This is a genomic window from Microbacterium sp. AK009 (genome assembly GCF_013410955.1).
In the GTDB taxonomy this organism is placed as follows: Bacteria; Actinomycetota; Actinomycetes; order Actinomycetales; family Microbacteriaceae; genus Microbacterium.
The window spans coordinates 223,467-236,269 of sequence record NZ_JACCCG010000006.1 but is presented as its reverse complement, the minus strand read 5'-3'; the positions used below and the strand labels follow the sequence as shown (position 1 = coordinate 236,269).

The 12,803-nt window shown below is 70.3% G+C and carries 10 protein-coding genes; 3 read left to right on the top strand and 7 right to left on the bottom strand.

Annotation, left to right across the window (positions count from 1 at the left end):
* Window positions 1–97 precede the first annotated feature (97 nt).
* On the top strand, window positions 98–2,725 hold the full coding sequence (locus HDC37_RS14780) for a penicillin acylase family protein (protein ID WP_179561149.1): 2,628 nt from the start codon (window positions 98–100) through the stop codon (window positions 2,723–2,725).
* Between the two features lie 12 nt (window positions 2,726–2,737).
* Here HDC37_RS14780 and mnhG read toward each other — a convergent pair whose 3' ends face one another.
* From mnhG to HDC37_RS14745, 7 genes are all read right to left on the bottom strand, one after another.
* A complete protein-coding gene (gene mnhG, locus HDC37_RS14775) occupies window positions 2,738–3,094 on the bottom strand; it encodes a monovalent cation/H(+) antiporter subunit G (protein ID WP_179561148.1) in 357 nt (118 codons plus the stop codon).
* On the bottom strand, window positions 3,091–3,363 hold the full coding sequence (locus HDC37_RS14770; RefSeq protein ID WP_179561147.1) for a monovalent cation/H+ antiporter complex subunit F: 273 nt from the start codon (window positions 3,361–3,363) through the stop codon (window positions 3,091–3,093). The genes mnhG and HDC37_RS14770 overlap by 4 nt, the downstream gene beginning before the upstream one ends.
* On the bottom strand, window positions 3,360–3,962 hold the full coding sequence (locus HDC37_RS14765; protein ID WP_179561146.1) for a Na+/H+ antiporter subunit E: 603 nt from the start codon (window positions 3,960–3,962) through the stop codon (window positions 3,360–3,362). The genes HDC37_RS14770 and HDC37_RS14765 overlap by 4 nt, the downstream gene beginning before the upstream one ends.
* The gene (locus tag HDC37_RS14760; protein ID WP_179561145.1) at window positions 3,959–5,515 is read right to left on the bottom strand and encodes a Na+/H+ antiporter subunit D; all 1,557 of its coding nucleotides are present in this window, start codon (window positions 5,513–5,515) and stop codon (window positions 3,959–3,961) included. Before HDC37_RS14760 ends, HDC37_RS14765 begins: the two co-directional genes overlap by 4 nt.
* On the bottom strand, window positions 5,512–6,081 hold the full coding sequence (locus HDC37_RS14755; RefSeq protein ID WP_179561144.1) for a Na(+)/H(+) antiporter subunit C: 570 nt from the start codon (window positions 6,079–6,081) through the stop codon (window positions 5,512–5,514). Before HDC37_RS14755 ends, HDC37_RS14760 begins: the two co-directional genes overlap by 4 nt.
* Window positions 6,078–9,011 carry a Na+/H+ antiporter subunit A gene (locus HDC37_RS14750; RefSeq protein WP_179561143.1) on the bottom strand — a complete coding sequence of 978 codons (2,934 nt, stop codon included), beginning with the start codon at window positions 9,009–9,011 and terminating at the stop codon, window positions 6,078–6,080. The genes HDC37_RS14755 and HDC37_RS14750 overlap by 4 nt, the downstream gene beginning before the upstream one ends.
* Window positions 9,012–9,702: 691 nt before the next feature.
* A complete protein-coding gene (locus HDC37_RS14745; RefSeq protein WP_179561142.1) occupies window positions 9,703–10,767 on the bottom strand; it encodes a LacI family DNA-binding transcriptional regulator in 1,065 nt (354 codons plus the stop codon).
* Window positions 10,768–10,825: 58 nt separating this feature from the next.
* On the opposite strand from HDC37_RS14745, the gene HDC37_RS14740 reads away from it, so the two are divergent.
* Window positions 10,826–12,058, top strand: coding sequence for an MFS transporter (locus HDC37_RS14740; protein WP_179561141.1), 1,233 nt, complete (start codon window positions 10,826–10,828; stop codon window positions 12,056–12,058).
* Between the two features lie 40 nt (window positions 12,059–12,098).
* Entirely contained in the window at window positions 12,099–12,794 is a 696-nt protein-coding gene (nucS, locus tag HDC37_RS14735) for an endonuclease NucS (RefSeq protein WP_179561140.1), read from the top strand.
* Window positions 12,795–12,803 lie beyond the last annotated feature (9 nt).

The window sequence follows — 12,803 nt, the reverse complement described above, 5'->3', positions numbered from 1 at the left end:
CGCCCCGACCGACGGGTTACGATTCTCCGGTGCCGCCCGAACGGCACCGAGGCCCACGCCGTCTGACACCGGGTCTCGCGACTGGAGGTCTCCTTCGATGACGAAGCCCGCAGGCGTGATCGACGACGTCGAGCCGTTCGACGAGCCCGAACCCCCCGCGAAGCGATCCCTCGGCCGCCGCATCGCGATCACCGCCTATGCCGTCTTCGTCGGCCTCGTCGTGCTCGCGCTCATCGCGGCGAGCGTCGTCGTCTACTCCGTGCAGCGGTCCTTCCCCCAGCTCGACGGCGAGAAGGCCCTCTCCGGCCTCACTGCCGAAGTGAGCGTGCAGCGCGATGCCCTCGGCATCCCGACCATCACCGCCGAGACCTCCCGCGATCTCTTCTACGCCCAGGGATACGTCCACGCGCAGGACCGGTTCTGGGAGATGGACTTCCGCCGTCACGTCACGAGCGGCAGACTGTCGGAGCTCTTCGGGGAATCCCAGCTGCAGACCGACATCTTCCTCCGGACCCTCGGATGGCGCGAGGTCGCCGCCCAGGAGGTGGCGGCGCTCGACCCGACCGTCCGCGCGTACTACGACGCCTACGCCGACGGGGTGAACGCCTACCTCGCCGACCATCAGGGTGCGGACGCCTCCTTCGAGTACGCCGTCCTTGGACTCCAGAACCCCGACTACGAGATCGAGCCGTGGACGCCGGAGGACTCCGTCGCGTGGCTGAAGGCGATGGCCTGGGACCTCCGCTCGAACATCGGCGACGAGACCACGCGCGCGGTCGCCGCGGCATCCTTCACTCCCGACGAACTCGCCGACCTGTATCCGACCTACCCGTTCGACCGGAACCCCGTGATCGTCCCCGTCCTCAACGAGGCGGGTACCCCCCTGCCGGCGAGCGCGAGCGGAACGGCCGAGAACGCACCGGTCGTCGAGGCTTCCGTCGACTGGGCCGAGGTCGGCGACGTCGTCGCGGCCGTGAGCACCCTCGTCGGGCCGATCGGCGAGGGCATCGGCTCCAACTCGTGGGTCGTGTCGGGGTCTCTCACCGACACCGGCATGCCGCTCCTGGCCAACGACCCGCACCTGGGCGCGTCGCTCCCGAGCGTCTGGCACCAGGTGCAGCTGAAGTGCGAACGCGTCCGGCAGAACTGCCCCTTCGACGTCGCCGGCTTCGGGTTCTCCGGGATGCCGGGCGTCATCATCGGCCACAACGCCGACATCGCGTGGGGCTTCACCAACCTCACCACCGACGTCACCGACCTGTACCTCGAGCGAGTGCAGGATGACGCCTACTGGCGCGACGGGCAGCTGCTGCCGCTCACGACGCGGCCGGAGACCATCGAGGTCGCCGGGGGCGACGATGTCGAGATCACGGTGCGCGCGACAGAGAACGGTCCGCTCATCTCCGACGCGAGCGACGAGTACGCCGGTATCGCCGACGCCCCGTTCGTCGGCACGGAGGGCGCCCCCGCCGCGCCGGGCGGTGCCCCCGACGGGGAGTACGCCGTGAGCCTCCGGTGGACGGCCCTCGAGCCCGGCACGACCGCGACCGCCATCTTCGCCCTCAACCAGGCGAGCGATTTCGACTCGTTCCGCACCGCCGCGTCGCTCTTCGACGTGCCGGCCCAGAATCTCGTCTACGCCGACACGGCGGGCAACATCGGCTACCAGACGCCGGGCAAGCTGCCGATCCGCGGTGCCGGCGACGGGTCGCTGCCGCAGCCGGGGTGGGAGTCCGCCTACGCCTGGCAGGGCTACATCCCCTTCGAGGAACTCCCGGTCTCGCTGAACCCGGAAGCCGGGTACATCGTCACCGCCAACAACGCCATCGTGGGCGAGGACTACTCCTATCAGCTCACTCGCGACTGGGACTACGGATGGCGCGCGGCGCGCATCACCGAGATGCTGGAGCGCCGGATCGCCCAAGGCCCGCTGACCGCGACCGACATGCGCGACATCCAGGCCGACAACGCGATGTGGGTGGGCCCGCGCCTCATCGCCGCCTACGCGGATGTGCGCACCGGTGACGAGGGAACCGATGCCGCGCTCGACCTCCTCGGCGGGTGGGACGGCCAGAACCACGCCGGCTCGGCTGCGGCCGCGTACGCCAACGTGCTGTGGGACGAACTGGTGCAGAACATCTTCGTACGCGAGCGCGAGTCGCCCGCGCCCACGGGCAACCAGGCCCGCATGTTCCTCGTCGTCGACACGCTCCTCGCCGATGCGTCGTCACCGTGGTGGCAGAACGAGGGGCTCGACGTGTCGACCCAGGCCGAGATGCTCGAGCGGAGCGCCACCGGCGCCTACGCGCGGCTCGTCGAGCTGCAGGGCGACAACCCCGCCATGTGGGAGTGGGGCGACCTCCACGCCCTCGACCTGAAGAACGACACCTTCGGAACCTCGGGCATCGCGCCGATCGAGATGCTGTTCAACCGCGGCCCCTACCCGGTCGGCGGAGGTTCTTCGGTGGCGAACGCGACCGGCTGGGTGCTCGGCCAGGGGTTCGAGACGGCGACCGTGCCCTCCATGCGCATGGTCGTCGACCTCGCCGACCTCGACCGGTCGAGCTGGCACCATCTCACCGGCGCGAGCGGCCACGCCTTCCATCCGAACTACGTCGATCAGACTCCGGCCTGGCAGCGCGCGGAGCTGCTCCCCTGGGCCTTCACGCCCGACGCCGTCGCGACGACGACCACGCACACGCTGCGGCTGACCCCGGCGGACTGACCGGGCGACCTCTCAGCCCCCTGCCGCGGGCGGGGTGCGCTCCTGCTCGGCCAGCTCGTCGACGAGCAGGACACGATCATCGATGGTCCCGTTGCGGTGCGCCTGCCGGGCGATCATGTGGGCCGACAGCGGTGCCGTGGCCATCTGCAGAAGCATGACCGGGACGAGGAACGCCACCACCGGCCACGCCTGGAGCGACAGCGCGATGGCGACGCAGATGAGCAGCAGCCCGAGCACCTGCGGCTTCGTCGCGGCGTGCAGGCGCGAGCCGACGTCTTTGAATCGGATCAGACCGATGGCGGCCGTGAGGCACAGCAGCGCCCCCGCGAGGATCAGCCCCAGCGCGATCAGGTCGAGGGTGTCGGTCATCGCTCCACCGTGTCCTTCCGGGCGACGAACCGGGCGATCGAGATGGAACCGAACACGCCGACCGCGGCGATGACGAGCAGGACGGGGAGCGTCCGGGTGTGCTGGTTGATCGCCATCTCGGCTCCCAGCACGCACAGCACCTCGGTCAGGAGGACATCGGATGCCACGGCGCGATCGAGGATCGAGGGGCCGACGACGATGCGCCACAGCGTCAGGAGCGCCGCCACGACGAAGATGACGAAGATCGCCACGAGGAGCACGGTGGTCATGTCGGGGTCCCTCCCTGCCGCGGTGTGGTGACGGTCGCGTTGCGGATGACCTCGAGCTGCGCCTTCGAGCCGACCGCGCGCACGATGCGCGCCTCCCAGCCCAGCACCGACTGTCTCTGCATCTCGATGTCGTCGTCGTCCTCGACGCCGATCACGTGCAGGTAGAGCATCCGCCGGTCGCGATCGGCTTCGAGCACGAGCGAACCGGGAATGAGTGAGGATGTGACGGCGGTGTGGGTCATGATCAGGTCGTCGTCGGTGCGCAGATGGACCGCGATGATCGCCGCGCCGGGCAGCTTGCCGGGCCGCACCGTCTGCCAGGCCACCAGCAGCGATCCGCGCACGAGCGCGACGAGGAACGTCGCCACGAAGACCAGACCGAACCAGATGTTCAGGCGGCCCGACAGCGACACGGGGGGAAGCCGGAACACCCGGGTGACGACGATCGCGGCGACGAGGCCGGTCAGGAACGCCAGCACGGTGAACTGCCCCCACAGCAGCATCCACAGGGCGATCAACCACAGGAAGAACGGCAGCTGCCGCCAGGTGACACCGAGCACCCCCCGGGCCGGAGGCGCGGGGGCGCGATCGCCGCTCATGATTCGGCCTCCTGCTCGAGCTGGACGAGCTGGATCGGTTCGAGCAGCGCGGCACCGATGCGCTCGCACACGCCGTACAGCGGCCCCGCGAAGATCGTGAGGGCGACGGTGACCGCCACCATCCCGGTCGTCGCCGCCGTCATGATGCGCGGGATCGCGCGCCGTTCGGTCTGGATGCCGGCGGCGGGCGCCTGGCCCAGGTACGAGATGCGGGCCTCGGTCTCGGCGGAGTCCTCATCCTCACGCCAGAACGACAGGTTCCACGCGCGCATCAGGGCGTACAGCGTGAGCAGGCTCGTCACGACGCCGCCGACGATGAGCACGAGCATGATCGGCGTGCCCACCTCGGCGGCGGCGTCGAACAGGGCGAATTTGCCGATGAACCCGGAGAAGGGCGGCAGCCCGCCGAGATTGACCGCGGGAATGAAATACAGCACCGCGATGACGGGGGCGGCGCGCATCAGCCCCTTCACGCGCAGGATCGAGGTGCTGCCCGCGCGGCGCTCGATGAGGCCCACCGCGAGGAAGAGGGTCGTCTGCACCACGATGTGGTGGACCGTGTAGTAGATCGTCGCGCCGATCGCCGCCGGGGTCGCGATCGCGAGCCCGAAGATCATGTACCCGATGTGGCTCACGAGGGTGAACGAGAGGATGCGCTTCAGCTCCGCCTGCGCGATCGCCCCGAGCACACCCACGATCATCGTCGCGAGCGCCACGCACATGAGGAGGAAGTTCAGGTCGTTGGCGTTGAACAGCTGTGTTTCGGTGCGGATGAGCGCGTATACGCCCACCTTGGTCAGCAGGCCCGCGAACACCGCCGTGACCGGCGCCGGCGCGGTCGGGTACGAGTCGGGCAGCCAGAACGACAGCGGGAAGACAGCGGCCTTGATGCTGAACGCCACGAGCAGGAGCAGGTGGAGCACCGTCTGCGTGTCCTGGGGGAGCTCCATCATCCGCTCGGAGATCTGAGCCATGTTCACGGTGCCGAGGGCCCCGTAGATCGCCGCGATGGCCGCGAGGAAGAGGATCGACGACACGAGGGACACCACGATGTAGACGACGCCGGTGCGGATGCGGTTCTCGGTGCTGCCCAGGGTGATCAGCACGTACGACGCGACGAGGAGGATCTCGAAACCGACGTAGAGGTTGAACAGGTCGCCGGCGATGAAGGCGGTGAAGATCCCGGCCGCCAGCAGCAGATACGAGGGGTGGAAGATCGACACCGGCGTCTCATCGTCGTTGTCTGCCGCGCCCTGGCCGACCGAGAAGAGGAGCACCGCCAGCAGAACGATGCTCGAGACGACGATGAGGAGGGCCGAGAGCCGGTCGACGTACAGCACGATGCCGAACGGGATCGGCCAGTCGCCGACCGAGACTGCGAGCGCCTCGCCCCCCTGGTCGACGACGACCAGCAGGACGGCGGCGATGACGGTGACGGTCGTGAGCGTGACGATCGAGATGGCGACCTGCGTGCGCCGGTGCCGACCGGCGACGAGGGCGAGGGCCGCGCCGAGGAGCGGGAGGGTCGCCAGAAGCGGGACGAGCGCGATCATGCGTCTCCCCCCGGCTCGGTCGAGTCGCCCCGCCGCGACCGACGCGACGACGCTTCGGGAAGGTTCACCGGGGCGTCATCCTGCACCCCGGAGATGTCTCGGCTGCCGAGCACGGTGATCGGCGCGGTGTCGAGGCCGACGAAGTCGGTGGTGGCGTCGTCATCGGTGTCTTCGATCTCGGTCTCGTCGTCGATCATGTCCTCGTCGGCGGCGCCGCGATCGCGCACCGCCAGGTCGGCCTCGTCATCGGTGACGGTGTCGGCCTGGCCCAGCTGCCAGGACCGGTAAATGAGGGCGAGGAGGAACGCCGACACCGCGAAGGTGATGACGATCGCCGTCAGGGTCAGCGCCATCGGAAGGGGATCGGACATCTCCTCGGGTTCGCCGGATCCGAAGAACGGGGCGATCCCCGGCTGGCCGATCACCACCAGGAGGAACAGGTTCGCGGCGTTGCCGAGCAGCAGGAAGCCGATGAGCACACGGGTGAGGCTGCGCTCGAGCATCGCGTAGACGCCGCAGGCGAAGAGCACGCCCATGATGAGGATCAGGGTGAGGGAGACGCTCACGACACGCTCACCCCCCGGGCCTTGCTGCGCTGCATCTGCCGGTCGACCTCGGCACCGAGCGAGCGCAGCACGTCGAGCACGAGGCCGACGACGACGAGGTAGACCCCGACGTCGAACAGCGTGGAGGTGACGAACTCCACGTGGCCGAGGATCGGGAGCTCGGCCTCGAACCAGGTGCTCGTCAGCGGCGGTGCTCCGAACAGGAGCGGCACGATGGCGCACCCGATCGCGATCGACATGCCGACCCCGAGCAGGCGCCCGGCGTCGGTCGGCGCGGCCACTCCGAGCTCGTACCGGCCGCCCGCGACGTACCGCATCACCAGAGCCATACCGGCGACGAGGCCGCCGGCGAAGCCGCCGCCGGGCAGGTTGTGGCCGGCGAAGAGCAGGTAGAGCGAGACGATGATGATCGAGTGGAAGAGGATCCGCACGATCACCTCGAGGAGGATCGAACGGTTCTCCGGCTGCACCTGCGGCCCACCCACGAGCCAGGCCATGCGCTGGCGCCCTCCCTCGGCGTTGCGGGGCTTCACGCCCGACGGGGTCTCGACGAGGAGTCGGCGGTCGCGGCCACCCACGCGTGGCAGAGCATTGGTCGCGGTCAGGTTGTCTTTGCGGTCGGTGACGAAGACGAGGGATGCGACGCCGGTCGCCGCGAGGATGAGGACGGCCAGCTCCCCCATCGTGTCCCACCCGCGGATGTCGACCAGGGCCACGTTGACCACGTTGCGTCCATGCCCCAGCTCGTAGGCGAGGTCGGGCCAGGCCACCGAGATCGGATCCTGCAGACGCGCACCGGTGGCGATGACGGCGACGGCCATCATCGTGATGCCGACGGCTCCGGCGACGAGGGCCCGCGGAATGGCGGCCACCGAGGCGTTGTGCTCCCCCATCCGTGACGGGATGCGGCGCAGCACCAGCGCGAAGGCGATGAGGGTGACCGTCTCGATGAGGATCTGGGTCAGCGCGAGGTCGGGGGCGCCGCTGATCGCGAACAGCGCGGCCATTCCCAGCCCTGTCACCGAGACGAGCACCACGCCGGTGTAGCGCTTCTTCGCGCGGACGGCGATCAGCCCGGCCACGATCATCACCGGCGCGATCGCCAACTGGGCCGGGTTCTGGAACAGGTCGACGTCTGCCCGCCAGTCGGGTCCGCCCATGATCAGGGCGGTCGCCTCGGCGACGACGAAGACGATGAAGATCGTGCCGATGTAGACCGGCAGCGAACCCCGCTGGGTGAAGGTGGTCGTGGCCACCGACAGGCGGGCGATGCCGCGGAGCACGGCGTTGTAGACGTCGAACGCCTCGAAGGGCAGGACGCGCTTTGCGGCATCCTTCTTCACTGTCGCCCAGAAGATCGCCGCGCCCAGCGCGATCGTGCCCAGCGAGATGAACAGCGCCGGCTCGAGACCGTGCCAGAGCGCCAGGTAGTACGGCTCGGGCTCGGCGACCCCCGGGGTGGCGAGGGGGGCCTCATCGGCGTAGGTGGCGAGGACCGCGTCCACCGCCGGGGCGGCGAGGCCAGCGACGAGCGTGAGGGCGGAGAGGATGAGCGGGGCAGCGAGGAATCCCACCGGCGCGCCGGGCCACTCGGTGCGCTTCGGCGCCGCGCCGTCGGGCCCGGTGCGCTTGGTCCAGAAGGCGCCCCAGACGAAGCGGATGCCGTAGGCCATCGTCAGCGCCGAACCCGCCGCGACCCCGAGCAAGCCCACGATCCCCCAGGCTCCGCCGCCCTCGGCCTCGTGGAGGAGTGCGGTGAGCGCGGTCTCTTTGGCGACGAAGCCGATCGTCGGCGGCAGTCCCGCCATCGAGGCGACGGCGACGATCGACAGGGTCGCGAGCACCGGGGCCTGCCGGCCGAGCCCCGACAGCTCTCCGATGTTGCGGGTGGCGAGCTGGCGGTCGATGATGCCGACGACGAGGAAGAGCGCCGACTTGAACAGCGCATGGCTGAGGAGGAGCGCGAGTCCCGCGAGTGCGGTGTCGCGGACGCCGTAGCCCAGGATGACGGTGAGGAAACCGAGCTGGCTGACGGTGCCGAACGCCAAGAGGCGCTTGAGGTCGGTCTCCCGAAGGGCTTGGAATCCGCCGAGCAGCATCGTGAAGACGCCCAGCGAGACGACGATCGGCCGCCACCCCGGTTCGTTCGCCTCGAACGGGGCGAACAGGGCGATGAGGTAGATGCCGGCTTTCACCATCGCCGCGGCGTGCAGATAGGCACTGACCGGCGTCGGCGCGGTCATGGCGCCGGGGAGCCAGAAGTGGAACGGGAAGATCGCCGACTTGCTGAGCGCGCCGACGAGCAGCAGCACGAGGGAGGCGACGACGACCGGGCCTTCGGGCCGGGCGGCGAGGATCTCCGAGATGCTCGAGGTTCCGGTGTCGACGACGAGCAGCACGACGCCGATCAGCATCACCAACCCACCCAGCGTCGTCACCAGCAGCGCCTGCAGGGCCGAGCGGCGACTCGCGCCGCGGCGGTGGTAGTAGCCGATGAGCAGGTACGACAGGACGCTGGTGACCTCCCAGAACATCACCAGCACGACGAGGTCGTCGGTGAGCACGAGTCCGTACATCGCCCCGGCGAACGCGAGCAGCACCGCGGCGAACTGCCCGAGTCCTTCGGCGTTGTCGCGGAAGTACCACCGGCAGTAGAGCAGGACGAGGGCGCCGACGCCCGTGACGACGAGCGCGAGGATCCACGACAGGGTCGTCATGCGCATCGACAGCTCGATGCCGAGCGGCGGGATCCAGTCGTATGACTCGAACGGAATGTTCCCGGCGAGGACGCCAGGTCCGAGGATGACGGTGTAGACGAAGGCGGCAGCCGACACCGCGGCCGCGAAGAAGAAGGCCCGTGCTCCCAGGCGATGGACCAGCCAGGGGAGGATCAGCGCGGCAGCCGCGAACACTCCGAGGAAGACCAACATGCGGCCTCCTCAGGGTCGTCGGTCGGCCGGGCAGCGCGACGCAGGCGATCGGGGTCGGGTCGATTCTATCGGGCGGCCGGCGCCGGGCCGGTCGTGTTCCCCTCGCGGAACGTGTCCCGCCGCCCCCTCCGCCGCCTCCGCCGCCTCCGCCGCCGGGCATGTCTCACAAGGTGCGCCCCACGCTCTCCGCAGATCGCCCGATCTGCGACATCCGGTTCGGGATGTCTCAGAAGCTGCGGCACCACGGCCGATCCCGTGCATCTGATGGGACACGCACGGGGGTGCAGGGCGCGGGGGCGCGGGGCGGCGGTGGCGCGGCGGGGGCGGAGGGCGGGCGGCGGGCGGGGCTTGGTCGCGCGGGGGGGTTCGGTGGCGCGGGGGCGCGGGGGCGCAGGAGCGCGGGGGCGCGGGAGGCTGCGCGGGGTGACGCGGGTGGCCGGCCGGTGGGATGTCTCACAAGCTGCAGCCCCGCGGGCGATCGCGTGCATCTTGTGAGACACGCGCGGAGGCGCGGAGGCCCGCCGGTGCGGGATGTCTCAGAAGCTGCGGCACCACGGCCGATGGCGTGCATCTAGTGGGACACGCCAGGGGTGCCGGCCGCGGCGCGGGGCGCCGGGGCGCGGGGGGAGCGGGGGCGCCGGGGCGCGGGGGCGCCGGGGCGCACGGGCGCAGGGGCGGGGGGCGCGGCGCGTCAGGCCTCGCGGCCGACGGCCGGGCCGGTCGTGTTCCCCTCGCGGAACGTGCAGGTGAAGTGCATCGACACGGGGCTGCCGCCCTCGATCATGCTGGCGACGGCGAGCCCGGCCGCGCGCCCTTTGTCGGCGGCCGGCTGCACGAGCGTGGTGAGCACATAGGGCGCAAGACCGTCGACGACGATGCCGTCGAAACCGGTCACGCTGAGGTCGTCGGGCACCCGCAGCCCCGCCTCCTCCGCCGCGCGGATGACGCCCGCGGCGAGAAGATCGCTCTGTGCGATCACCGCCGTGGGGCGATCCGGCCCAGCCAGGAGAACACGCCCCGCGGCCAATCCCTCGTCGATGAAGCTCCCCGCCGCGGCGTAGGCGGGCGCATCCGGATACACATCGCGGGCCCCGGCGAGCCGATCACGGGTGACGTCGACGGTGATCTCGGCGTCGGGTCCGAAGAACCCCCGCCGGCGGTCGGCGCCGATCGGCAGGGTGAGGATGACCACGTTCTCATGGCCGAACGCCCTCAGGTGCCGGGCTGCGTGACGCTGGGCCTCGCGGTTGTCGAGCACGATGCGGGGGATGCCGACTCCGGCATCTCCCTCGATGACGACGACCGGGATGCCACGGGCTCGCACCGTGTCGAGGGAGCGCCGCATCAGCGGGCTGCACCCGATGAGCACGGCCGCATCGATCGGAGCCGTGGTGAGCGAGGCTGCTGTCTCGGTGGTCTCATCGTCGCGGAGGAGCAGGAGCCCCGCCCCGAGACCGGCGACACCCTCGGTGAGACCGTCCATCATCTGCGTCTTCACCGGGTCGAGGAAGGCCGTGCCGAGGTGTTCTTCGAACACGACGCCGACGATGCCCGACCGACCCCGGCGCAGCGACGCCGCCCGCGGATCGGGTCCGGTGTACCCGAGAGCCGCCGCGGCCTCGAGCACGCGCGTCCGCGTGGCATCCGACACCGGTGTCTTCCCGCTGAAGACGACCGACGCCGTCGAGGCCGACACCCCCGCCTCGCGGGCGACATCGGCGATCGTCGCGCGGCGCCGTTCGTCGCTGCGTCTCATTCATCCAGCGTAACGCCGCGCCGTTCCGCGGATCGAAACGATTCGGTATCCTTCTCGGGTGGAACTCGTCCTGACCCGTCCTCAGCTGGTGCGCTGGCGCACCGCCGTCTTCGCGATCTTCCTGGCCAGCGGCCTGAGCATCGCGACGTGGGCCTCGCGAGTCCCCGCCATCAAGAGCGCGCTGGCCGTGGACAACGTCGAGATCGGCTTCCTCCTCCTCGGCGCCGGCGTAGCCTCGATTCTCGGGCTCTCGATCGCCTCGGCCGTGCTCGCGCGGTTCGGCGCGAAGCGCGGGATGCTCGGCGCGATGATCACCTTCGCCGTCGGCGTCGCCGTCGTCGGAGTGGGCACCGACGCCGTGCCCTCGTATGCGATCGTGCTGCTCGGCCTCTGCCTCTTCGGATTCGGCAACGGCGCGGTCGACGTCATGATGAACGTCGACGGCGCCGCGATCGAGAAGCAGTCCAACAAGACGATCCTCCCCCTCTTCCACGCGTTCTTCAGCTTCGGAACCGTCATCGGCGCGGGCGTCGGCGCCCTCGCCGCCGCGGCCGGCATCAACGTGCTCGCCCACACCGTGACGATGGCCGTCGTCGTCCTGGCCGTCGCCCTGGCCACGTACCCGAACGTCCCGGCTCGCGAGCTCGCCGAAGACCCGGCCCCGGGAGAGCGGACCGACTGGCGCGAGCGTCTGCGCACCAACCTGTCCGCCTGGCGTGAGCCGCGCACGTACGCGCTCGGTGTGATCATGCTCGGTATGGCCTTCGCCGAAGGCGGCGCCAACGATTGGCTGGCGCTCGGCATGGTCGAGGGACACGGTGCGAGCGAGGCGATCGGCGCCGCCGGGCTCACCGTCTTCTCGGTGAGCATGACCGTCGTCCGCGTGCTCGGCGGTCCCCTCGTCGACCGCTTCGGCCGCGTCAACACGCTCCGTATCCTCGCGGTGACCGCTGCGGTGGGCCTCCTCCTGTTCATCCTCGCGCCCAGCCTTCCGCTCGTGTTCGTCGGCGCTGCCCTCTGGGGCGCGGGTGCGTCGCTGGGGTTCCCCCTCGGCATGTCCGCCGCCGCCGACGACCCGGCCCGCGCGGCCGCCCGGGTGAGCGCCGCGGCCACCATCGGCTACGTCGCGTTCCTGTGCGGTCCGCCGATCCTCGGATTCATCAGCGAGCAGGTCGGACTGCTCAACACGCTGTTCATCCTGGTCGCCCTCATCGTGGCATCCGGCATCGCGTCTCCCGCCGCGCGTCCGATCGCCGGCTCGACGGTCGGCGCCGGGCACCCGCACCACTGATCCTCCGGCGGCACCGCGCTTCGGCGACTACGCTCGACGGGTGCGCCTGGTCATCGCTCGCTGTTCCGTGGACTACACGGGCCGCCTCACCGCTCATCTCCCGCTCGCGACGCGCCTGCTCGTCCACAAAGGCGATGGCAGTCTCCTCGTGCACTCCGACGGCGGCTCCTACAAGCCGCTGAACTGGATGAGTCCGCCGTGCACCCTGACGGTGCAGACGCCGGATGAGGATGCCGCTGCCGCCGGCGTCGTGGAGCAGTGGCGCGTCACGCACGCCAAGACCGGCGACGCGCTGCTGGTGCATCTGTATGAGGTGCTGCACGATTCATCGCACGACCTCGGCGTCGACCCGGGACTGCAGAAGGACGGCGTCGAGGCCGACCTGCAGCGGCTGCTGGCCGAGCAGGTGGCGATCGTGGGGGAGGGGGTCTCGCTCGTGCGGAGGGAGTTCCCCACGGCCATCGGCCCCGTCGACCTGCTGCTGCGCGATCCCGAGGGCGGCACGATCGCCATCGAGGTCAAGCGCCGCGGCGACATCGACGGCGTCGAACAGCTCACCCGCTACCTCGAGCTGCTCAACCGCGACCCGCACCTCGCGCCGGTGACCGGCGTCTTCGCCGCCCAGGAGATCAAACCGCAGGCGCGCGTGCTTGCCGCCGACCGCGGCATACGGTGCCTCACCCTCGACTACGAGGAGATGAAGGGCGTGGACTCGGGGCACCTGCGCCTCTTCTGAGCCGACCTC

Coding starts and splice junctions, on each gene's coding strand:
- HDC37_RS14780 (WP_179561149.1), top strand. CDS start 98: ATGACGAAGCCCGCAGGCGTGATCGACGACGTCGAGCCGTTCGACGAG.
- mnhG (WP_179561148.1), bottom strand. CDS start 3,094: ATGACCGACACCCTCGACCTGATCGCGCTGGGGCTGATCCTCGCGGGG.
- HDC37_RS14770 (WP_179561147.1), bottom strand. CDS start 3,363: ATGACCACCGTGCTCCTCGTGGCGATCTTCGTCATCTTCGTCGTGGCG.
- HDC37_RS14765 (WP_179561146.1), bottom strand. CDS start 3,962: ATGAGCGGCGATCGCGCCCCCGCGCCTCCGGCCCGGGGGGTGCTCGGT.
- HDC37_RS14760 (WP_179561145.1), bottom strand. CDS start 5,515: ATGATCGCGCTCGTCCCGCTTCTGGCGACCCTCCCGCTCCTCGGCGCG.
- HDC37_RS14750 (WP_179561143.1), bottom strand. CDS start 9,011: ATGTTGGTCTTCCTCGGAGTGTTCGCGGCTGCCGCGCTGATCCTCCCC.
- HDC37_RS14745 (WP_179561142.1), bottom strand. CDS start 10,767: ATGAGACGCAGCGACGAACGGCGCCGCGCGACGATCGCCGATGTCGCC.